Genomic DNA, 23,113 nt, shown 5'->3' with positions numbered 1-23,113 from the left:
CGTCGAAGACCGCAGGTGTTTCGCAAGAAACTTAATGCCCTGCGTAGACGGTGACAGAACGCTAAGATTATTTTTGGATACTCTGGCTTGTTTCTGCTCACCGTATTAAGACGCTCTATTCGTTGAATAGAGTGAAGTGAGTTCCAGAGCATGAGCTCTGGCAAACATCCAGGAGCAAAGCTAATGGCTTTAAATCTTCAAGACAAACAAGCGATTGTTGCTGAAGTCAGCGAAGTAGCCAATGGCGCGCTGTCTGCAGTAGTTGCGGATTCCCGTGGCGTTACTGTAGATAAAATGACTGAACTGCGTAAAGCAGGTCGTGAAGCTGGCGTTTACATGCGTGTTGTCCGCAACACCCTGCTGCGCCGCGTCGTTGAAGGTACTCAGTTCGAGTGCCTGAAAGACACGTTTGTTGGTCCGACCCTGATTGCATACTCTATGGAACACCCGGGCGCTGCCGCTCGTCTGTTCAAAGAGTTCGCGAAAGCGAATGCAAAATTCGAGGTTAAAGCCGCAGCCTTTGAAGGCGAGCTGATCCTGGCGTCGAATATCGACCGCCTGGCAACTCTGCCGACCTACGACGAAGCAATTGCACGCCTGATGGCAACCATGAAAGAAGCTTCGGCTGGCAAACTGGTTCGCACTCTGGCTGCTGTACGCGATGCGAAAGAAGCTGCTTAATCGCAGATTTCTTTATAAAGCACTCGCTTACGTATAAACTTATTCTGATATTCAGGAACAATTTAAATGTCTATCACTAAAGATCAAATCATTGAAGCAGTATCCGCTATGTCCGTAATGGACGTTGTTGAGCTGATCTCTGCAATGGAAGAAAAATTCGGTGTTTCCGCTGCTGCTGCTGTAGCTGTAGCTGCTGGCCCGGCTGAAGCTGCTGAAGAAAAAACTGAATTCGACGTAATTCTGAAAGCTGCTGGCGCTAACAAAGTTGCTGTAATCAAAGCAGTACGTAGCGCAACTGGCCTGGGTCTGAAAGAAGCTAAAGACCTGGTAGAATCTGCACCTGCTGCCCTGAAAGAAGGCATCAGCAAAGATGACGCAGAAGCACTGAAAAAATCTCTGGAAGAAGCTGGCGCTGAAGTTGAAGTCAAATAAGCCAACCTTTCCGGTTGCAGCCTGAGTAATCAGGCTGATGGCTGGTGACTATTTAGTCACCAGCCTTTTTGCGCTGTAAGGTGCCAGTAGCATTTCACACTGTTTGACTGCTGGTTGTCCTGACAATGCATGTTTCTATCGACGACTTAATATACTGCGACAGGGTGCTCGCTCTGTGTAAATCGCGACGAAATGGTTTAAGCGTGATAGCAACAGGTATTGCGGAAAGTGTTCCATTTTCCGGTCCACAAAATAGTGTTGCATAAAAAACTGCCTTTCTGAGGCAGACGGGTCGACTTGTCAGCGAGCTGAGGAACCCTATGGTTTACTCCTATACCGAGAAAAAACGTATTCGTAAGGATTTTGGTAAACGTCCGCAGGTTCTGGACATACCTTATCTCCTTTCTATCCAGCTTGATTCGTTCCAGAAGTTTATCGAGCAAGATCCTGAAGGGCAATATGGTCTGGAAGCAGCCTTCCGTTCCGTGTTCCCGATTAAAAGCTACAGCGGTAATTCCGAGCTGCAATACGTCAGCTACCGCCTGGGCGAACCAGTATTTGATGTTAAAGAGTGTCAGATCCGTGGCGTGACCTATTCGGCACCGCTGCGCGTAAAACTGCGTCTGGTGATCTACGAGCGTGAAGCGCCGGAAGGCACCGTTAAAGACATCAAAGAACAAGAAGTCTACATGGGCGAAATTCCGCTCATGACCGACAACGGTACCTTTGTTATCAACGGTACCGAGCGTGTTATCGTTTCTCAGCTGCACCGTAGCCCGGGCGTCTTCTTTGACAGTGACAAAGGTAAGACTCACTCTTCCGGTAAGGTCCTGTATAACGCACGTATCATCCCTTACCGCGGTTCCTGGCTGGACTTCGAGTTCGATCCGAAAGACAACCTGTTTGTCCGTATCGACCGTCGTCGTAAGCTGCCGGCAACGATCATCCTGCGCGCGCTGAATTACACCACTGAGCAGATCCTTGACCTGTTCTTCGAAAAAGTGGTCTTTGAAATTCGCGACAACAAGCTGCAGATGGAGCTGATTCCGGAGCGTCTGCGTGGTGAAACCGCGTCCTTCGACATCGAAGCTAACGGTAAGATCTACGTCGAAAAAGCACGCCGTATTACCGCTCGTCATATCCGCCAGCTGGAAAAAGACGATATTAAGCTTATCGAAGTTCCGGTTGAATACATTGCGGGTAAAGTTGCTGCTAAAGACTATGTCGATACAGCGACCGGCGAACTGATCTGCCCGGCGAACATGGAGCTGAGCCTTGATCTGCTGGCCAAACTGAGCCAGTCCGGTCATAAGCGCATCGAAACTCTGTTCACCAACGATCTCGATCACGGTGCGTACATCTCTGAAACCGTACGCGTCGACCCGACCAACGATCGTCTGAGCGCGCTGGTAGAAATCTACCGCATGATGCGCCCGGGTGAGCCGCCGACTCGTGAAGCGGCTGAAAACCTGTTTGAGAACCTGTTCTTCTCCGAAGACCGCTACGATCTGTCCGCGGTTGGTCGTATGAAGTTCAACCGTTCTCTGCTGCGTGACGAAATTGAAGGTTCCGGTATCCTGAGCAAAGACGACATCATTCAGGTGATGAAGAAGCTCATCGGTATCCGTAACGGTATTGGCGAAGTCGATGATATCGACCACCTCGGCAACCGTCGTATCCGTTCCGTTGGCGAAATGGCGGAAAACCAGTTCCGCGTTGGCCTGGTTCGCGTAGAGCGTGCGGTTAAAGAGCGTCTGTCCCTGGGCGATCTGGATACCCTGATGCCTCAGGATATGATCAACGCCAAGCCGATTTCCGCAGCAGTGAAAGAGTTCTTTGGTTCCAGCCAGCTGTCTCAGTTTATGGACCAGAACAACCCGCTGTCCGAGATTACGCACAAACGTCGTATCTCTGCCCTCGGCCCAGGTGGTCTGACCCGCGAACGCGCAGGCTTTGAAGTTCGAGACGTACACCCGACTCACTACGGTCGCGTATGTCCAATCGAAACGCCTGAAGGCCCGAACATCGGTCTGATCAACTCCCTGTCCGTGTACGCACAGACTAACGAATACGGCTTCCTTGAGACTCCGTATCGTAAAGTGACTGACGGCGTTGTCACCGACGAAATTCATTACCTCTCTGCTATCGAAGAAGGTAACTACGTCATCGCTCAGGCGAACTCCAACCTGGATGACGAAGGCCACTTTGAAGAAGACCTGGTAACGTGCCGTAGTAAAGGCGAATCCAGCTTGTTCAGCCGCGACCAGGTTGACTACATGGACGTATCCACCCAGCAGGTGGTTTCCGTCGGTGCGTCCCTGATCCCGTTCCTGGAACACGATGACGCCAACCGTGCATTGATGGGTGCGAACATGCAACGTCAGGCGGTTCCGACTCTGCGCGCTGATAAGCCGCTGGTTGGTACCGGTATGGAACGTGCTGTTGCCGTTGACTCCGGTGTTACTGCGGTTGCTAAACGTGGCGGTACCGTTCAGTACGTGGATGCATCCCGTATCGTTATCAAAGTTAACGATGATGAGATGTACCCGGGCGAAGCCGGCATCGACATCTATAACCTGACCAAGTACACCCGTTCTAACCAGAACACCTGCATCAACCAGATGCCTTGCGTGTCCCTGGGTGAGCCAATTGAGCGCGGCGACGTGCTGGCAGACGGTCCGTCCACCGACCTCGGTGAACTGGCTCTCGGTCAGAACATGCGCGTAGCGTTCATGCCGTGGAACGGCTACAACTTCGAAGACTCCATCCTCGTCTCCGAGCGTGTGGTTCAGGAAGATCGTTTCACCACGATTCATATCCAGGAACTGGCGTGCGTGTCCCGTGACACCAAGCTGGGGCCGGAAGAGATCACCGCTGATATCCCGAACGTGGGTGAAGCTGCGCTCTCTAAACTGGACGAATCCGGTATCGTTTACATCGGTGCAGAAGTGACCGGCGGCGACATTCTGGTTGGTAAGGTCACACCGAAAGGTGAAACCCAGCTGACGCCAGAAGAGAAACTGCTGCGCGCGATCTTCGGTGAGAAAGCGTCTGACGTTAAAGACTCTTCTCTGCGCGTACCAAACGGTGTTTCCGGTACCGTTATCGACGTTCAGGTCTTTACCCGCGACGGCGTTGAGAAAGACAAACGTGCGCTGGAAATCGAAGAAATGCAGCTGAAGCAGGCGAAAAAAGACCTGTCTGAAGAACTGCAGATCTTCGAAGCTGGCCTGTTTGGTCGTATCTACGCGGTGCTGGTCTCCGGCGGCGTTGAAGCTGAGAAGCTCGACAAGCTGCCGCGTGACCGCTGGCTGGAACTGGGCCTGGCCGACGAAGAGAAACAAAATCAGCTGGAGCAGCTGGCTGAGCAGTACGACGAACTGAAACACGAGTTCGAGAAAAAACTCGAAGCGAAACGCCGTAAAATTACTCAGGGCGACGATCTGGCACCTGGCGTGCTGAAGATTGTTAAAGTGTATCTGGCCGTTAAACGTCAGATTCAGCCTGGTGATAAAATGGCAGGCCGTCACGGTAACAAGGGTGTTATCTCTAAGATCAACCCGATCGAAGATATGCCTTACGATGAAAACGGCACGCCGGTAGACATCGTACTGAACCCGCTGGGCGTACCGTCTCGTATGAACATCGGTCAGATTCTGGAAACCCACCTGGGTATGGCTGCGAAAGGCATCGGCGAGAAAATCAACGCCATGCTGAAACAGCAGCAGGAAGTCGCCAAGCTGCGCGAATTCATCCAGAAAGCGTACGATCTGGGTACAGACGTTCGCCAGAAGGTTGATTTGAATACCTTCACCGATGATGAAGTTCTGCGTCTTGCTGAAAACCTGAAAAAAGGTATGCCGATCGCAACGCCGGTATTCGACGGTGCGAAAGAGTCTGAAATCAAGGAACTGTTACAGCTGGGTGGCCTGCCGACTTCCGGTCAGATTACCCTGTTCGACGGTCGTACCGGCGAGCAGTTCGAACGCCAGGTTACCGTCGGCTATATGTACATGCTGAAACTGAACCACCTGGTTGATGACAAGATGCATGCGCGTTCTACCGGTTCTTACAGCCTGGTTACTCAGCAGCCGCTGGGTGGTAAGGCTCAGTTCGGTGGTCAGCGCTTCGGTGAGATGGAAGTATGGGCGCTGGAAGCTTACGGCGCGGCATACACCCTGCAGGAAATGCTTACCGTCAAGTCTGATGACGTTAACGGTCGTACCAAGATGTATAAAAACATCGTGGACGGCAACCATCAGATGGAACCGGGCATGCCGGAATCCTTCAACGTACTGTTGAAAGAGATTCGCTCGCTGGGCATCAACATCGAACTGGAAGACGAGTAACTCTCGCTCAAACAGGTCACTGGTGCCGGGGTCATACCCGGCGCCAGATTGTGCTAACTCCGACGGGAGCAAATCCGTGAAAGATTTATTAAAGTTTCTGAAAGCGCAGACTAAAACCGAAGAGTTTGATGCGATCAAAATTGCTCTGGCCTCGCCAGACATGATCCGTTCATGGTCTTTCGGTGAAGTTAAAAAGCCGGAAACCATTAACTACCGTACGTTCAAACCAGAACGTGACGGCCTTTTCTGTGCGCGTATTTTCGGGCCAGTAAAAGACTACGAGTGCCTGTGCGGTAAGTACAAGCGCCTGAAACACCGTGGTGTGATCTGTGAGAAGTGCGGCGTTGAAGTGACCCAGACTAAAGTGCGTCGTGAGCGCATGGGCCACATCGAGCTGGCGTCTCCGACCGCCCACATTTGGTTCCTGAAGTCGCTGCCGTCCCGTATCGGCCTGCTGCTGGATATGCCGCTGCGTGATATCGAACGCGTTCTGTACTTCGAATCCTATGTGGTTATCGAAGGCGGGATGACGAACCTCGAACGTAACCAGATCCTGACTGAAGAGCAGTATCTGGACGCGCTGGAAGAGTTCGGCGACGAGTTCGACGCGAAGATGGGCGCCGAAGCTATTCAGGCCCTGCTGAAGAGCATGGATCTGGAGCAGGAATGCGAGCAGCTGCGTGAAGAGCTGAACGAAACCAACTCCGAAACCAAGCGTAAAAAGCTGACCAAGCGTATCAAACTGCTGGAAGCTTTCGTTCAGTCTGGCAACAAGCCTGAGTGGATGATCCTGACCGTTCTGCCGGTTCTGCCGCCAGATCTGCGTCCGCTGGTTCCGCTGGATGGTGGTCGTTTCGCGACTTCTGACCTGAACGATCTGTATCGTCGCGTCATTAACCGTAACAACCGTCTGAAACGTCTGCTGGATCTGGCTGCGCCGGATATCATCGTACGCAACGAAAAACGTATGCTGCAGGAAGCGGTTGACGCCCTGCTGGATAACGGTCGTCGCGGTCGTGCTATCACCGGTTCGAACAAACGTCCTCTGAAATCTTTGGCCGATATGATCAAAGGTAAACAGGGTCGTTTCCGTCAGAACCTGCTGGGTAAACGCGTTGACTACTCCGGTCGTTCTGTTATCACCGTAGGTCCATACCTGCGTCTGCATCAGTGCGGTCTGCCGAAGAAAATGGCGCTGGAGCTGTTCAAACCGTTCATCTACGGCAAGCTGGAACTGCGTGGTCTTGCTACCACCATTAAAGCTGCGAAGAAAATGGTTGAGCGCGAAGAAGCCGTCGTTTGGGATATCCTGGACGAAGTTATCCGCGAACACCCGGTACTGCTGAACCGTGCACCAACCCTGCACCGTTTGGGTATCCAGGCATTTGAGCCGGTACTGATCGAAGGTAAAGCTATCCAGCTGCACCCGCTGGTCTGTGCGGCATATAACGCCGACTTCGATGGTGACCAGATGGCTGTTCACGTACCGCTGACGCTGGAAGCCCAGCTGGAAGCGCGTGCGCTGATGATGTCTACCAACAACATCCTGTCCCCGGCGAACGGCGAGCCTATCATCGTTCCGTCTCAGGACGTTGTACTGGGTCTGTACTACATGACCCGTGACTGTGTTAACGCCAAAGGCGAAGGCATGGTGCTGACTGGCCCGAAAGAAGCTGAGCGTATTTATCGCGCTGGCCTGGCCTCTCTGCATGCGCGCGTTAAAGTGCGTATCACCGAATACGAAAAAGATGAAAACGGCCAGTTCGTAGCGAAAACCAGCCTGAAGGACACGACCGTTGGCCGTGCGATTCTGTGGATGATCGTGCCTAAAGGTCTGCCGTTCACTATCGTGAACCAGGCGCTGGGTAAGAAAGCAATCTCCAAAATGCTGAACACCTGCTACCGTATTCTGGGCCTGAAACCGACCGTTATTTTTGCGGACCAGACGATGTACACCGGCTTTGCTTATGCAGCGCGTTCAGGTGCATCCGTTGGTATTGATGACATGGTCATCCCGGAGAAAAAACACGAGATCATCAGCGAAGCGGAAGCTGAAGTTGCTGAAATCCAGGAACAGTTCCAGTCCGGTCTGGTTACCGCTGGCGAACGCTACAACAAAGTTATCGATATCTGGGCTGCGGCGAACGATCGTGTATCCAAAGCGATGATGGATAACCTGCAAACCGAAACCGTTATTAACCGTGACGGCGTCGAAGAGCAGCAGGTTTCCTTCAACAGCATCTACATGATGGCCGACTCCGGTGCGCGTGGTTCTGCGGCACAGATTCGCCAGCTGGCTGGTATGCGTGGTCTGATGGCGAAGCCGGATGGCTCCATCATCGAAACGCCGATCACCGCGAACTTCCGTGAAGGTCTGAACGTACTCCAGTACTTCATCTCCACGCACGGTGCGCGTAAAGGTCTGGCGGATACCGCACTGAAAACAGCGAACTCCGGTTACCTGACTCGTCGTCTGGTTGACGTTGCACAGGACCTGGTTGTTACTGAAGACGACTGTGGCACCCTGGAAGGCATTACCATGACCCCGGTTATCGAGGGTGGTGATGTTAAAGAGCCGCTGCGCGATCGCGTACTGGGTCGTGTGACCGCTGAAGACGTACTGAAGCCGGGTACTGCGGATATTCTGGTTCCACGCAACACGCTGCTGCACGAGCACTGGTGTGACCTGTTGGAAGAGAACTCCGTTGACTCCGTCAAAGTGCGTTCCGTCGTATCCTGTGACACCGACTTTGGTGTATGTGCGCACTGCTACGGTCGTGACCTGGCGCGTGGCCACATCATCAACAAAGGTGAGGCTATCGGCGTTATCGCAGCACAGTCCATCGGTGAGCCGGGTACACAGCTGACGATGCGTACGTTCCACATCGGTGGTGCGGCATCTCGTGCGGCTGCTGAATCCAGCATCCAGGTGAAAAACAAAGGTAGCATCCGTCTTAGCAACGCTAAATCGGTTGTCAACTCTGCCGGCAAGCTGGTAGTGACCTCACGTAACACCGAGCTGAAGCTGATCGACGAATTCGGTCGTACCAAAGAGAGCTATAAAGTTCCTTACGGTGCGGTGATGGGTAAAGGTGATGGTGAGCAGGTTGCTGGCGGCGAAACCGTAGCAAACTGGGATCCGCACACCATGCCGGTTATCACTGAAGTAAGTGGTTTCATCCGCTTTACTGACATGATTGACGGCCAGACCATTACTCGTCAGACCGACGAGCTGACCGGTCTGTCTTCGCTGGTGGTTCTGGATTCTGCAGAGCGTACGGCGGGTGGTAAAGACCTGCGTCCGGCCCTGAAAATCGTTGATGCTAACGGTAACGACGTTCTGATCCCTGGCACCGATATGCCTGCGCAGTACTTCCTGCCGGGTAAAGCGATCGTCCAGCTGGAAGATGGTATCCAGATCAGTGCGGGTGACGCACTGGCGCGTATTCCTCAGGAATCCAGCGGTACCAAGGATATCACCGGTGGTCTGCCGCGCGTTGCTGACCTGTTCGAGGCGCGTCGCCCGAAAGAGCCGGCAATTCTGGCAGAAATCAGCGGTATCATCTCCTTCGGTAAAGAAACCAAAGGTAAACGTCGTCTGGTCATCACTCCGTTAGACGGTAGCGATCCATACGAAGAGATGATTCCGAAATGGCGTCAGCTGAACGTGTTTGAAGGTGAACGTGTAGAACGTGGTGACGTGGTTTCCGACGGTCCGGAAGCGCCGCACGACATTCTGCGTCTTCGTGGCGTACACGCGGTAACGCGTTATATCACCAACGAAGTACAGGACGTTTACCGTCTGCAAGGCGTTAAGATTAACGATAAGCACATCGAAGTTATCGTTCGTCAGATGCTGCGTAAAGCGACTATCGACAGTGCCGGTAGCTCCGACTTCCTGGAAGGCGAGCAGGTTGAATACTCCCGCGTCAAGATTGCTAACCGCGATCTGGAAGCGAATGGCAAAGTTGCGGCAACTTACTCCCGCGACCTGCTGGGTATCACCAAAGCGTCTCTGGCAACCGAATCGTTCATCTCTGCGGCATCGTTCCAGGAGACTACCCGTGTCCTGACCGAAGCAGCCGTTGCGGGCAAACGCGACGAACTGCGTGGCCTGAAAGAGAACGTTATCGTGGGTCGTCTGATCCCGGCTGGTACCGGCTATGCGTACCACCAGGATCGTATGCGCCGCAAGGCAGCTGGCGAACAGCCTGCTGCACCGCAGGTCACCGTTGAAGAAGCTTCTGCCAACCTGGCAGAGCTGCTGAACGCGGGTCTGGGCGGTTCAGACAACGATTAATCGTTGACGCTGTGCTAAAAAAGCCAGTCAGGTCTCCTGACTGGCTTTTTTTATTCCTGCGCTGCCGCATCAGCGCGTGATTTTATTTAATCTATATTTGATTACATTCCATTAATAGATAAGTATCAATTGAGCCTTATTTTATTAATATAAATCCCACCAGCTGCTCCTGTTTTTATTCCATAGTAAATATATGGGTAAAAATTCTACGCGTATCAAAAAATTAAAAATCAAAAAAGGTATAGTCAAAAAATACGGATAATCAGGTGATTGCGCCTTTCCTTATTTTCAGTTCTCACCCGCTGAGGCGCCGCCTCGTCTATTTAAAACGCCATCGAGGAGGCCGCTAAATAAGAATGAGACGACCGCGATAGATGTTTTCGACCTAATAGAGTGGTTCTGGGGGATGCATGGAATTTGCTATACAACTCGTCATTATCTTAGTGTGTTTGTTTTATGGAGCCCGAAAAGGCGGGATTGCGCTGGGCCTTTTAGGCGGCATCGGGCTGGTTATTTTAGTCTTTGTCTTCCATCTTCAGCCGGGAAAACCGCCGGTTGATGTCATGCTGGTGATTATTGCGGTAGTAGCCGCCTCGGCGACGTTACAGGCTTCCGGCGGGTTAGACGTGATGCTGCAGATTGCCGAAAAGCTTCTGCGGCGTAATCCAAAGTACGTGTCAATCGTCGCGCCATTTGTGACCTGTACGTTGACTATCCTTTGCGGCACCGGCCACGTGGTCTATACCATCCTGCCAATTATCTATGACGTCGCGATTAAGAATAATATTCGTCCCGAGCGTCCTATGGCGGCAAGCTCCATTGGCGCACAGATGGGTATTATCGCCAGCCCGGTTTCCGTTGCGGTCGTTTCGCTGGTGGCAATGCTCGGTAACTTTACGTTTAACGGCAAGCACCTGGAGTTTCTCGATCTGCTGGCGATCACCATCCCGTCAACCCTGCTGGGAATTCTGGCGATCGGTATTTTTAGCTGGTTCCGCGGCAAGGATTTGGATAAAGACGAAGAGTTCCAGGCGTTTATCGCCACACCGGAAAACCGCCACTACGTATACGGCGATACCGCGACGCTGCTGGATCGCAAGCTGCCGATCAGTAACTGGGTGGCGATGTGGATCTTCCTGGCGTCTATTGCCGTGGTAGCCCTGCTGGGCGCGTTCTCCGAGCTGCGGCCCGCTTTCGACGGCAAGCCGCTGTCGATGGTGCTGGTTATCCAGATGTTTATGCTGCTTTCCGGGGCGCTCATCATCATCATCACCAAAACCAATCCGGCCTCTATTTCTAAAAATGAGGTATTTCGCTCGGGAATGATCGCCATTGTGGCGGTATACGGCATTGCATGGATGGCGGAGACCATGTTTGGTGCGCACATGTCGGAGATTAAGGGCGTGCTGGGCGAGATGGTAAAAGAGTATCCGTGGGCCTACGCTATTGTCCTGCTGATTGTCTCCAAATTCGTCAACTCCCAGGCGGCGGCGCTGGCGGCGATTGTCCCCGTTGCGCTGGCGATTGGCGTCGACCCGGCCTATATCGTGGCGTCCGCGCCGGCGTGCTACGGTTATTATATTCTGCCAACCTATCCCAGCGACCTGGCCGCTATTCAGTTCGACCGCTCGGGCACGACCCGAATCGGCCGCTTTGTCATTAACCACAGCTTTATTTTGCCGGGGTTGATTGGCGTCAGCGTCTCGTGCGTATTTGGCTGGATATTTGCCGCGCTATACGGATTTCTGTAATAAAAAAGGCAGGTGCCGAACGGGCACCTGCTGCATAAAGCGGTTTCATTTACTGCGGAATACGGCGATACAGTTCGATCATATCGGTCGCCAGATCCTGGATGACCATCGCGTTCATCAGATGGTCCTGAGAGTGAACGGTAATCAGGTTGACCGGAAGCTTGCCGGACCCTTCATCCAGACCGATAAGCTGGGTCTGGATTTTATGCGCGTGCTTCACAAATTCATGAGATTCTGCCATCGCCTGTTCGGCGGCGGCAAAATCGCCTTTGCGCGCCAGCTGCAGTGCGGTTAATGCAGAGCTACGCGCTGAACCGGCGTTAACCAGCAGCTCCATAATGATCGTTTCTAAATCTTCCATCTCTTACTCCATCAACTTCAGGGCTTTATCCAGAACGGCATCGCCTTTCATCATGCCGTAATCCATCATATCGATAACGGCAACTTTTTTACCGAACGGATCGGCCAGCGCCTGTAGTTTCGCCTGCTCGTATTTCACCTGAGGGCCCAGCAGGATAATATCGGCAGCGGCCAGATTGTCTTTAAATTCAGCAACCGGCACGGCTTTAATCGAGACTTCCACCCCTTTCTGCTGCGCGGCAGCTTGCATACGTTGAACCAGCATGCTGGTGGACATACCTGCGGCACAGCATAAAACGATATTCTTCATAGTTCGTCGCCTTTATGTTCCTTGATGTACCATCTTTAGCGCGGGCAGGGTGACGGAACAACCGCTTTGCAGCGATTGTGTGTAAGGCATCACAAAATAATGAAACCGGTTTCGGTTTGCGGGCTGAAAAGACAAAAAAGCCCGCCGAAGCGGGCTTTACGAGGGGAGAGGCTTTAGGTTCTGACGATCTGATTCTTGCCCTGCTGTTTCGCTTTATAGAGCGCTTCGTCGACGCTGACCACCAGTTTATCCAGCGGCTCCATGTTCCATTCGCCGAGGCCGGCGCTGAAGGTTACGCTTAGCCCCTCTTCACGCCAGGTGCGCTGGGCAATCTTAATCCGCCAGCTTTCGAGCAGCGTATGGGCATGAGTGAGATGCTCTGCGGTAAATACCACGGCAAACTCCTCTCCCCCGTAGCGGTAGAGTGAAATCTGCAGCGGCTGCAGGATTTGCAGCCCTTCACGGGCGACGCTGCGCAGAACGATATCGCCGTTGAGGTGGCCCCAGGTGTCGTTAATTGATTTAAAGTTATCGATGTCGACCAGCGCCAGGGCGAACGGCTGATGATCGTTCATTAGCGCCGCGATGTCGCTATCGAAGGCGCGGCGGTTTTTACAGCCGGTCAGGGCATCGATGGTGGCCTGGCGCACGTAGGTGAGTTCGCGCTGCTTATTGCTTTCGATAGCCTTGCTCAGCATCGCTTCCAGCCGCGGGGCGCGCTGGGCGTCGCCGGTCTTAATGGCATTGATGATATTCATCAGCACCGTGCGCGAAGCGTGGCGCAGGTAGAGGCCGAACAGGATAATGACAATGGCGCCGAGGGCAAATCCCCAGGCGACAATATCGGTTTGATAGCGCGTCAGGTCGAGCAGGGTGGAATTATTGACGCGGTAGATAACGAACCAGTCGGGATTAGTAAACGAATAGTAGTAATACCAGCTATCGCTGGCGATATCGTATAGCTGCCCCTCAGCGCTGGTCATGTTATCCATCAGGCGGCTGCTGACGTAGGGCTTAAACAGGGCGCCAGGATCCGGATGGAGCACCACTTTGCCGTCGCGCTGCACGACAAAAAACTCGCCCTGCACCGGCGCCACCATCTGCCGCAGCGCGTACCCCATCGACGTCAGATCCATATGGAAGGCGAGGCTGCCTTTGAGCCGTCCTTCCGGGGAGATGACCGGGCGATAGAGGGTAACGGTGGGGCGATGGGTAAAGTAGTCCAGGTAGGGGCTGGTGTAGAGGCTGAACGTACTGGCTTCCGCCTGTTTGATAAACCACGGACGAGATTCAGGATCGAACTTCCGGCTATCTTCCGTCTCCAGCACCTCCGGTGCGCGCAGGTAGTGCGCCTGGGTATCCGCCAGCGAGATAGAAGAGACGGTTTGCATCAGCTCCTGAAGCTGCATCAGCGCGCGTAAACCTTTCTGCGGATCGAGATTAACGGCGCTATTGAGCTCGTCATTGCGGGAAAAAAAGGTGGTAGCGCGGCTGAGAATATAATCATTTTCGCGGAGCAGCGATTCGGTGTAGTTAATGGCCAGATTATGGGTGAAGTTGCGATTAACGTGGTGATAGTCCTCAAGAAAATTCTTTTTCTGAGTGGCAATGACGAACGCTGCGAGCAGTAAAAAACTGAGTAAAATCCCCGCAAACCCCACCAGAATCGGCGTAGTAAAAGAGAGTTTTCTGTTGTGACGAGCCATGAGTCGTAAATCGTTCCAGAAGGTATAAACCGTAGGTTAATACGCAGGTTTAGCCAGCATGCCTGCCGAGCGAATCAGGTAACTATTGGTCAATTATAACCACGCCCTTCCAGGGCAAGGGATTTAAATTCACCGGGGCCGGGGTTTCGCCCGCTCTCCATCGGCTGTCCGTATCGGTTATCCATTAAGGAGGCAGGGCGAAAATGAGGAAGAGAAATTATCGCCCTGGTCAGCGTCCGCTGCTGACAGGAGCAGAATAGGAAAACGGCAGAGGGTAAGCAATCTGCCGTTTTTGTTCTCGCGTTCAGGCTCGCAAACTGCGCAGGCCGTTACACTCCTCTTCAGGGCGACTGCGTAGCGCGTCCCAGCCAGCTATCCCAGTCTTTCCATACCGGCTGCAGCCCGCGAGCGACCAGCGCGCTGGCGACCTCTTCGGGGCGGCGGCCGTCGTGAGGAGCAAACTGCTCCAGCTCGGGGTGATCATCGGCGTAGCCGCCGGGCTGAGTTTTGGAAAATGCGCTGACGTTGTTAATGGCCAGCGGGATAACCCGATCGCGGAAATCGGGGGCTTCGCGGGTTGAAAGCGACAGCTCAACCTCCGGCGCCAGCAGGCGGAAGGCGCAGATGGTCTGCACCAGCTGGCGCTCGTCCATCAGCGATGCCGGTTCGATCCCGCCGGCGCACGGCCGCAGCCGGGGGAAGGAGACCGAGTAGCGGCTGCGCCAGTAATGCTGCTGGAGCCACAGCAGATGCTCGGCAACCATATAGCAATCCACGCGCCAGCTATCGGAGAGGCCAATGAGCGCGCCCAGGCCGATCTTATCGATCCCCGCCTCGCCAAGGCGATCCGGCGTATCCAGACGCCAGAAGAAGTCCTGCTTCTTCCCCTTCAGATGATGCTGGGCGTACATGCTTTCATGGTAGGTTTCCTGATAGACCATCACGCCGTCCAGGCCGAGCGTTTTCAGCTCGGCGTACTCTTCGGTGCTCAGCGGCTGCACTTCCATCTGTAGCGAGGAGAACCGGCTGCGGATCGCCGGCAGATGCTGGCGAAAATAGTCCATCCCCACTTTGCCCTGGTGTTCACCGGTGACCAGCAGCAGATGCTCAAAGCCCATCTGGCGGATGGCGGCGCATTCGCGGGTAATTTCATCGCTATCCAGCGTCTTGCGCTTGATGCGGTTGCTCATTGAAAAGCCGCAGTAGGTGCAGTCGTTCGCGCACAGGTTAGAGAGATAAAGGGGAACATAGAAACTGACGGTGTTACCAAAGCGCTGGCGGGTCAGGCGCTGGGCGCGCTGTGCCAGCGGCTCCAGATAACCGGCGGCGGCGGGGGAGAGCAGGGCCATCATATCGTCGCGAGTCAGCTGTTTTGCCGCTATCGCCCGCTCAACGTCGGCAGGCGTTTTGCTGTTGATGCGCAGGCGGATATCATCCCACTCCAGCTGCTTCCAGCGGTCGCTAAAGGTGCTCATGCCAGCGCCTCCAGGAAACCGGTCAGCGGGCTGGTGGCCTGCGCCTGGGCGCTGCGCGCGCCGGGTCCGGCCTGACGGGCCAGCAGGCCCGCTTCTACCGCCAGACGAAACGCGCGCGCCATGGTCACCGGATCGTCGGCGACGGCGATTGCGGTATTCACCAGCACCGCGTCGGCGCCCATCTCCAGCGCCTGCGCCGCATGGCTGGGCACGCCAATACCGGCGTCAACGACCACCGGTACCGTTGCCTGGGCGATAATGATTTCCAGCATGGCGCGGGTTTCCAGCCCCTGATTTGATCCGATGGGGGCGCCGAGCGGCATCACCGCCGCGCAGCCCGCCTCCTCCAGCCGTTTACACAGCACCGGGTCGGCGCCGCAGTAGGGCAGAACCACAAAACCTTCCCGTACCAGGATCTCCGCCGCCTTCAGGGTTTCGATGGGGTCCGGCAGCAGCCAGCGCGCGTCCGGATGAATCTCCAGCTTTAACCAGTGAGTGCCCAGGGCTTCCCGCGCCAGGCGGGCGGCGAACACGGCTTCTTCCGCCGTTTTCGCTCCCGACGTATTCGGCAGCAGGCTGACGCCGGCGGCCAGTAAAGGCGCGAGGATCGCATCATTGTGCTGACGTAAATCGACGCGCTTCATCGCCAGCGTCACCAGCTGGCTTCCCGAGGCACGGATCGCCTCGACCATAAGGTCCGGCGCGGAGAATTTCCCGGTACCGGTAAAAATGTGTGAGTCGAACGTTTTGTCTGCGATACGTAACATGTCAGCCTCCGGCGATAACCTGAAAAAGCAGGACCCGATCGCCTTCCTGCAGAAGATGGTGGTCCCACCGCTCGCGCGGCAGAACCTGTTGATTGAGCGCCAGCGCGATGCCCGCCTGCTGCTGTTCCAGCTGAGCGAGCAGGGCGGCGACGGTGAGCGCATCGGCGCAGCGGAGCGGCTCGTCGTTAAACCAAATCTGCATGTTGTCCTCCGCATACCGGACAGCTCTGCGCCCGCTGTAGCGCCAGGCTGCGCCAGGCGCTGGTACGGGCGTCAAACAGCCGCAGCGTATTACGCGGCGTGACCATGCCGGAGAGCAGCTTGATCGCCTCCAGCGCCTGCAGCGTACCCATCATGCCGACCACCGGCCCGATAATGCCCGCGGTGCGGCAGCTGCGCTCGGGCTCGGCCGTATCCGGCCACAGGCAGCGATAGCAGCCCTGCTCCCACGGCGGGGTCAGGACCATCAGCTGCCCGCCAAGCCCGACGGCGCTGGCGGTAATTAACGGCGTTTTGCGGGTCACGCAGGTGGCGTTGATGGCCTGGCGGCTCTCCATGTTATCGGTACAGTCCAGCACCAGATCGGCCTGCGCCACTTCAGCCAGCAGCGCTTCGCCGCTCAGCCGCTGCCGCAGGGGGATAATATCGATCTGCGGATTGAGCCGCGCCAGCCGCTGGCGGGCGGCCGTCGCTTTCGGCCGGGCAATGTCGTCGCTGGTGAACAAAATCTGCCGCTGCAGGTTGCTGACGTGGACATCGTCGTCGTCGGCGAGGACCAGCGTACCGACGCCGGCGCCCGCCAGATAGAGCGCCGCGGGGGAGCCGAGCCCGCCGAGTCCGACGATCAGCACCCGACTGGCCAGCAGCTTCTGCTGGCCTTCGATGGCGATATCCTCCAGCATCAGCTGGCGGCTGTAGCGCATAAAATCGCTATCATTCATCGCGTGCTCCCGCCATTTCCAGCAGCTGCGCGGTGGCCTGCTGCCAGTCCGCCGCCTGGGTAATCGCGCTGACCACGGCAATGCTGCCAACGCCGGTGCCGAGAACCGCCGGCGCGCGTTCGAGGCTGATGCCGCCGATGGCCACCGTCGGGTAGTCCTGCAGACGGCCGATATGCCGGGCCAGCTGCTCCAGCCCCTGCGGTGCGGAGGGCATCTGCTTGGTTTGCGTCGGGAAAACGTGACCTAATGCGACGTAGGAGGGGCGTGCCGCCAGCGCGACGTCAATCTCCATATCATCATGCGTCGAGACGCCGAGGCGCAGCCCGGCGTTGCGGATCGCGCTCAGGTCCGTCGTCTCCAGGTCCTCCTGGCCGAGGTGCACGCCGTAGGCCTGATGCTTAATGGCCAGCTGCCAGTAGTCGTTGATAAACAGCCGGGCGTGATGCTGACGGCCGAGCGCGATAGCGGCGATAACGTCATCCTCAACGTCGGCCTCACGCTTATCCTTGATTCGCAGCTGAATGGTGCGCACGCCCGCTTTCAGCAGACGTTCAATCCACGCCACGCTATCCACGACCGGGTAGAGTCCTAAACGAAAAGGGACGGGTGGAAAATCGGGTTGATACATCAGGCTTGCTCCTTACGTAAATAGATTTCGCCGCCGCGGGTGCGGAAGTCCTGCGACATATCGGCCATTCCGCTTTCGATATCCTGGCGGGCGGCGTAGTCGCGCACTTCCTGGCTGATTTTCATTGAACAGAATTTGGGTCCGCACATGGAGCAGAAGTGGGCGACTTTTCCCGACTCCTGCGGCAGGGTTTCATCGTGCCAGGCGCGGGCGGTGAAGGGGTCGAGGGCGAGGTTAAACTGGTCCTCCCAGCGGAACTCAAAACGCGCTTTGGACATGGCGTTATCGCGGATCTGCGCCCCGGGATGGCCTTTGGCAAGGTCGGCGGCGTGGGCGGCGATTTTGTAGGTTATCAGCCCCTGCTTCACGTCCTCTTTGTTCGGCAGCCCGAGGTGCTCTTTCGGCGTCACGTAGCAGAGCATCGCGCAGCCAAACCAGCCGATCATCGCGGCGCCAATGCCGGAAGTGAAGTGATCGTAGCCCGGAGCGATATCGGTGGTTAACGGCCCGAGGGTATAGAACGGCGCTTCGTGACAGTGCTCCAGCTCTTCGGTCATGTTGCGGCGGATCATCTGCATCGGCACGTGGCCCGGGCCTTCAATCATCACCTGCACGTCGTACTCCCAGGCGATTTTCGTCAGCTCGCCTAAGGTTCGCAGCTCGGCAAACTGCGCTTCATCGTTGGCGTCCTGGATCGAGCCGGGGCGCAGACCGTCGCCCAGCGAGAGCGAGACGTCGTAGGCGGCGCAGATTTCGCAAATTTCGCGGAAGTGCTGATAGAGGAAGTTTTCCTGATGGTGCGACAGGCACCATTTCGCCATGATCGAACCGCCGCGGGAGACGATACCGGTGAGGCGTTTAGCCGTCAGCGGCACGTAGCGCAGCAGGACGCCGGCGTGGATGGTGAAGTAGTCAACGCCTTGCTCCGCCTGCTCCAGCAGGGTGTCGCGAAATGCTTCCCAGTTCAGATCCTCGGCAATGCCGTTCACTTTTTCCAGCGCCTGGTAGATGGGCACCGTACCGATAGGTACCGGGCTGTTGCGCAGGATCCACTCGCGGGTTTCGTGGATATAGCGGCCGGTGGAGAGGTCCATCACCGTATCCGCGCCCCAGCGGGTTGACCACACCAGCTTTTCTACCTCTTCCTCAATGGACGAGGTGATGGCAGAGTTGCCGATATTGGCGTTAACTTTGACCAGGAAATTACGGCCAATAATCATCGGCTCCGACTCGGGATGGTTGATATTGGCGGGAATAATGGCGCGGCCGGCGGCCACTTCGTCACGGACAAACTCCGGCGTGATGTTGTCTGGCAGATGGGCGCCAAACCCTTCACCCGGGTGCTGGTGGCGCAGCACTGCGCTACGAATGCGCTCGCGGCCCATGTTTTCGCGGAGGGCGATAAACTCCATCTCCGGCGTGACGAGGCCCCGGCGGGCGTAGTGGAGCTGGGTGACGCGGCGGCCTGCGGCGGCCCGCTTTGGCGTCAGCAGGCGGCTAAAGCGCAGCTCATCGAGGCCGTCATCGGCCAGGCGCTGCTGGGTATAGGTGGAGCTGCGATGGCTGAGCGGCTCGCTATCGTTACGCGCGTCAATCCACGGCTGGCGCAGCTTTGCCAGACCCTGATGGACATCGATCGCAATATCGGGGTCGCCGTAGGGGCCGGAGGTGTCGTACACCGGGATCGCTTCGTTGTCTTCATAGCGCGGATTTTCTTTGCCGCCGCCGATAAGCGTGGGGCTGAGCTGGATTTCACGCATCGGGACGCGAATATTATCCTGCGAACCCTGAATGTAGATACGCTGCGAGTTGGGGAAGACCGAACCTTCAAGAGTGTCGATAAAGCGCTGGGCGCGTTCGCGCTGCTGTCGACGGGTCAGTTTTTCTGTAGACATAGCTCATTCCAGACGAAAAGGAGATGGCTTGTCAGACGACGGATGGAGTAACAGATGCGTTTGGTCCTGGAGGGACGACCGCTCTTTGCAGTTTACTCTTGTTCCCTTCGCAGGTATTAGCCTGATCAGGTTCCGCGGATCCCGAATTAACGGTCTCAGCCTTTTCCACTTTATCCTTCGCGCTGCCTCTCCGTTGGCTACGTCCGCTCGCTCCGGTCACTTACTGATGTAAGTTCCTGGAGGTTCACTGACCTGCCACCCTGAGGTATCGCGAATGCTTTTTGGAAAATGGGCACTCCGACAAGATAAAACTCCCTCCGGAGAGGGAGAATGTATGTAAACTACTCGTTAACGGCTCACAACTCAAGCAGTCGGCGCGATATTGTCGCTGATGCTGTCTTTCAGGTTATAGGTCACGGCCAGGGCGATCAGCTTATCTTCAAGCGCGAAGCGCGCTTCCAGCGCTTCACCGATATCCGAGAGCGCCTGCTGGAACTCGAGATAGTTATCGTGATCGATAGCGTTTTCGAGGCAGGAGTCGTAATAATCCATAATCTGCTGGGTGTTGGCTTCCAGCTGTGGATAGAGCCTGGTGGCGGCCAAAAGTGGCGTATCGCCTTCCATTTCCCCGATAATACGTTCATAAATACTAAAATGACCGGATGAGAGGTAATCCACCAGGCTTTGGCAAAAGTTATCCAGCGCTTTTTCATTAAGCCGCATAAATGACTCTTTGCCGGGTTTCAGGCCAACCAGCTTGTAGTAAGCCACGAGCAAATGCTTACGTACATGCAGCCAGCGATCGACCAGTTCATTACTGCCTCCAACACGTTCCGTTAGGTTTTCCAGCTGGTTTAACATGGTTGACTCCGCAAGATTAAGAAAAATAACGTTGCTCACCAAAATGTAAATATAATGTTAAAAGTGCCAGTAAAACGAAGGTAGTGCAATAGATATGGATCGTATTATTGAAAAATTAGATCGCGGCTGGTGGATCGTCAGTCACGAACAAAAATTATGGTTACCCGGCGGGGAATTACCACACGGCGAAGCGGTAAATTTTAATCTTGTCGGCCAGCACGCGCAGCATATTGGCGAATGGCAAGGTGAGGCGGTGTGGCTGATACGCCAGGATCGTCGGCAGGATATGGGATCGCTGCGGCAGGTGCTGGATCAGGATCCTGGCCTGTTTCAGCTGGCGGGCCGCGGTATTCAGCTGGCCGAGTTTTATCGCTCGCATAAGTTCTGCGGCTACTGCGGGCACCCGATGCACCCGAGCAAAACCGAATGGGCGATGCTGTGTAGCCACTGCCGCGAGCGCTACTACCCGCAAATCGCACCGTGCATGATTGTCGCCATTCGCCGGGATGACACCATTCTGCTGGCGCAGCATACCCGCCACCGCAACGGCGTGCATACGGTGCTGGCCGGCTTTGTTGAGGTCGGGGAGACCCTCGAACAGACGGTGGCGCGCGAGGTGATGGAGGAGTGCGGTATTAAGGTGAAAAACCTGCGCTACGTGACTTCTCAGCCCTGGCCGTTCCCGCAGTCGCTGATGACCGCATTTATGGCGGAATACGACAGCGGTGAGATTGTCATCGATCGCAAAGAGCTGCTGGAGGCGGGCTGGTATCGCTACGACGATTTACCGCTTCTGCCACCGCCGGGAACCGTGGCGCGCCGGCTGATTGAAGATACGGTGGCGATGTGCCGGGCCGACTATGAATGACGTGATACAATGATGGCCTGACGCATTGAAGGAACTGCAAAATGACCGAACTGAAGAACGATCGTTATCTGCGTGCGCTGCTGCGCCAGCCCGTTGATGTGACCCCGGTGTGGATGATGCGCCAGGCTGGCCGCTATTTACCGGAGTACAAGGCCACTCGCGCCGAAGCGGGCGACTTTATGTCGCTGTGTAAAAATGCCGAGCTGGCCTGCGAAGTGACGCTGCAGCCGCTGCGCCGCTATGCGCTGGACGCGGCGATCCTCTTTTCAGACATTCTGACCATTCCGGACGCGATGGGCCTGGGGCTGTACTTCGAAGCCGGCGAAGGCCCGCGCTTTACCTCGCCAGTTACCTGCAAAGCCGACGTCGACAAACTGCCGATCCCCGATCCGGAAGATGAGCTCGGCTATGTTATGAACGCGGTGCGCACCATCCGCCGCGAGCTCAAAGGTGAGGTTCCGCTGATTGGCTTCTCCGGCAGCCCGTGGACGCTGGCGACCTATATGGTTGAAGGCGGTAGCAGCAAAGCCTTTACCGTGATTAAGAAGATGATGTACGCCGAGCCGAAGGCGCTGCACGCGCTGCTCGACAAGCTGGCTAAAAGCGTCACGCTGTACCTGAATGCCCAGATTAAAGCCGGCGCTCAGTCGGTGATGATTTTTGATACCTGGGGCGGAGTGCTGACCGGCCGTGATTATCAGCAGTTCTCGCTCTACTACATGCATAAAATCGTCGACGGCCTGCTGCGTGAAAATGAAGGCCGCCGCGTGCCGGTGACCCTGTTTACCAAAGGCGGCGGACAGTGGCTGGAGGCGATTGCAGAAACCGGCTGCGACGCGCTGGGCCTCGACTGGACAACCGATATCGCCGATGCGCGTCGTCGCGTTGGCCACAAGGTCGCGCTGCAGGGCAATATGGATCCCTCCATGCTTTACGCGTCTGCAGCCCGCATTGAAGAAGAAGTGGCGACCATCCTTGCCGGCTTTGGTCAGGGAGAAGGCCACGTCTTCAACCTCGGACACGGCATTCATCAGGACGTGGATCCTGCGCATGCCGGCGTGTTTGTGGAGGCGGTACATCGGCTGTCAGCACAGTATCATCGCTAAGGAGCGACTATGGATTTGGCTTCTCTCCGTACCCTGCAGCGGGATTTAGCAGAATCGGTCATTCGTGAAGATCGGCTGGATCGCGATCCGCCGCAGCTGATCGGCGGCGCGGATGTAGGGTTTGAGCAGGAAGGAGAAGTCACCCGAGCGGCGATGGTACTGCTGGCCTGGCCTTCGCTGGAGCTGGTTGAATATCAGGTGGCGCGCGTTGCCACCACCATGCCCTATATTCCCGGCTTCCTCTCCTTTCGTGAAACCCCCGCGCTGCTGGCAGCGTGGGAGCTGCTTTCGCAAAAACCGGATCTGCTGTTCGTTGACGGCCACGGCATTTCCCATCCCCGACGCCTTGGCGTAGCCAGCCATTTCGGGCTGCTGGTGGATGTGCCCACCATCGGCGTGGCGAAAAAGCGTCTGTGCGGCAAATGCGACTCCCCGGGCGATGAGCCGGGGGCGCTGGCGGCGCTGATGGATAAAAACGAACAGCTGGCGTGGGTGCTGCGCAGCAAGGTGCGCTGTAACCCGCTCTTCATCAGCACAGGCCACCGGGTTGGCCTGGATAGCGCCTTAATGTGGGTGGAACGCTGTATGAAAGGCTATCGCCTGCCGGAGCCGACGCGCTGGGCGGATGCGGTGGCATCAGAGCGCCCGGCGTTTATCCGTTGGCAAGCAAATCACGGCTGATT

Annotated in this window: 18 protein-coding genes; 8 read left to right on the top strand and 10 right to left on the bottom strand. The window is 55.9% G+C overall.

Features of this window, described 5'->3' with window-relative positions:
• Positions 1-183 precede the first annotated feature (183 nt).
• From rplJ to MMW58_RS27425, 5 genes are all read left to right on the top strand, one after another.
• Positions 184-681: a 50S ribosomal protein L10 gene (gene rplJ, locus MMW58_RS27445; RefSeq protein WP_241722501.1), complete on the top strand. Its 498-nt coding sequence runs from the start codon at positions 184-186 to the stop codon at positions 679-681.
• Between the two features lie 66 nt (positions 682-747).
• Positions 748-1,113 carry a 50S ribosomal protein L7/L12 gene (gene rplL, locus MMW58_RS27440; RefSeq protein WP_004118416.1) on the top strand — a complete coding sequence of 122 codons (366 nt, stop codon included), beginning with the start codon at positions 748-750 and terminating at the stop codon, positions 1,111-1,113.
• A 320-nt stretch (positions 1,114-1,433) separates the two neighbouring features.
• Positions 1,434-5,462 carry a DNA-directed RNA polymerase subunit beta gene (gene rpoB / locus MMW58_RS27435; RefSeq protein ID WP_123706645.1) on the top strand — a complete coding sequence of 1,343 codons (4,029 nt, stop codon included), beginning with the start codon at positions 1,434-1,436 and terminating at the stop codon, positions 5,460-5,462.
• A gap of 76 nt (positions 5,463-5,538) precedes the next feature.
• Positions 5,539-9,762 carry a DNA-directed RNA polymerase subunit beta' gene (rpoC, locus tag MMW58_RS27430; protein WP_123706644.1) on the top strand — a complete coding sequence of 1,408 codons (4,224 nt, stop codon included), beginning with the start codon at positions 5,539-5,541 and terminating at the stop codon, positions 9,760-9,762.
• Between the two features lie 410 nt (positions 9,763-10,172).
• The gene (locus MMW58_RS27425) at positions 10,173-11,513 is read left to right on the top strand and encodes an anaerobic C4-dicarboxylate transporter (protein ID WP_241722500.1); all 1,341 of its coding nucleotides are present in this window, start codon (positions 10,173-10,175) and stop codon (positions 11,511-11,513) included.
• Positions 11,514-11,562: 49 nt separating this feature from the next.
• On the opposite strand, the gene MMW58_RS27420 is transcribed toward MMW58_RS27425, so the two are convergent.
• The 10 genes from MMW58_RS27420 to rsd form a co-directional block, all read right to left on the bottom strand.
• A complete protein-coding gene (locus MMW58_RS27420) occupies positions 11,563-11,874 on the bottom strand; it encodes a PTS lactose/cellobiose transporter subunit IIA (protein ID WP_041143544.1) in 312 nt (103 codons plus the stop codon).
• A gap of 3 nt (positions 11,875-11,877) precedes the next feature.
• On the bottom strand, positions 11,878-12,183 hold the full coding sequence (locus MMW58_RS27415; protein ID WP_041143545.1) for a PTS sugar transporter subunit IIB: 306 nt from the start codon (positions 12,181-12,183) through the stop codon (positions 11,878-11,880).
• Between the two features lie 173 nt (positions 12,184-12,356).
• The gene (locus MMW58_RS27410) at positions 12,357-13,889 is read right to left on the bottom strand and encodes a sensor domain-containing diguanylate cyclase (RefSeq protein WP_241722499.1); all 1,533 of its coding nucleotides are present in this window, start codon (positions 13,887-13,889) and stop codon (positions 12,357-12,359) included.
• Positions 13,890-14,230: 341 nt separating this feature from the next.
• Positions 14,231-15,364 carry a 2-iminoacetate synthase ThiH gene (gene thiH / locus MMW58_RS27405; protein WP_241722498.1) on the bottom strand — a complete coding sequence of 378 codons (1,134 nt, stop codon included), beginning with the start codon at positions 15,362-15,364 and terminating at the stop codon, positions 14,231-14,233.
• Positions 15,361-16,131: a thiazole synthase gene (thiG, locus tag MMW58_RS27400; protein ID WP_133601474.1), complete on the bottom strand. Its 771-nt coding sequence runs from the start codon at positions 16,129-16,131 to the stop codon at positions 15,361-15,363. Before thiG ends, thiH begins: the two co-directional genes overlap by 4 nt.
• Position 16,132: 1 nt before the next feature.
• Positions 16,133-16,333: a sulfur carrier protein ThiS gene (gene thiS / locus MMW58_RS27395; RefSeq protein WP_045858019.1), complete on the bottom strand. Its 201-nt coding sequence runs from the start codon at positions 16,331-16,333 to the stop codon at positions 16,133-16,135.
• Positions 16,317-17,072, bottom strand: a complete 756-nt coding sequence (locus MMW58_RS27390) for a HesA/MoeB/ThiF family protein (RefSeq protein WP_241722497.1) — start codon at positions 17,070-17,072, stop codon at positions 16,317-16,319. The genes thiS and MMW58_RS27390 overlap by 17 nt, the downstream gene beginning before the upstream one ends.
• Entirely contained in the window at positions 17,065-17,700 is a 636-nt protein-coding gene (gene thiE / locus MMW58_RS27385; RefSeq protein WP_241722496.1) for a thiamine phosphate synthase, read from the bottom strand. Before thiE ends, MMW58_RS27390 begins: the two co-directional genes overlap by 8 nt.
• Positions 17,700-19,595 (bottom strand): phosphomethylpyrimidine synthase ThiC, encoded by a 1,896-nt coding sequence (gene thiC, locus MMW58_RS27380; protein WP_159237968.1) that lies wholly within the window; start codon positions 19,593-19,595, stop codon positions 17,700-17,702. Before thiC ends, thiE begins: the two co-directional genes overlap by 1 nt.
• Positions 19,596-19,958: 363 nt before the next feature.
• On the bottom strand, positions 19,959-20,456 hold the full coding sequence (gene rsd, locus MMW58_RS27375; RefSeq protein WP_095105623.1) for a sigma D regulator: 498 nt from the start codon (positions 20,454-20,456) through the stop codon (positions 19,959-19,961).
• A gap of 94 nt (positions 20,457-20,550) precedes the next feature.
• Between rsd and nudC the strand changes: the two genes are divergently transcribed.
• From nudC to nfi, 3 genes are read left to right on the top strand one after another with little or no spacing between them, the layout of a single operon-like run.
• Positions 20,551-21,324, top strand: a complete 774-nt coding sequence (gene nudC, locus MMW58_RS27370; protein WP_133601479.1) for an NAD(+) diphosphatase — start codon at positions 20,551-20,553, stop codon at positions 21,322-21,324.
• A gap of 41 nt (positions 21,325-21,365) precedes the next feature.
• Positions 21,366-22,430, top strand: coding sequence for a uroporphyrinogen decarboxylase (gene hemE / locus MMW58_RS27365; RefSeq protein WP_241722495.1), 1,065 nt, complete (start codon positions 21,366-21,368; stop codon positions 22,428-22,430).
• Positions 22,431-22,439: 9 nt separating this feature from the next.
• Positions 22,440-23,111, top strand: a complete 672-nt coding sequence (gene nfi / locus MMW58_RS27360; RefSeq protein ID WP_241722494.1) for a deoxyribonuclease V — start codon at positions 22,440-22,442, stop codon at positions 23,109-23,111.
• Positions 23,112-23,113 lie beyond the last annotated feature (2 nt).

Source organism: Klebsiella sp. HC6, from assembly GCF_022605325.1.
GTDB lineage: Bacteria > Pseudomonadota > Gammaproteobacteria > Enterobacterales > Enterobacteriaceae > Klebsiella > Klebsiella terrigena.
Note: the sequence above shows the minus strand (reverse complement) of the source record. Positions and strands in the feature narration are given on the sequence as shown.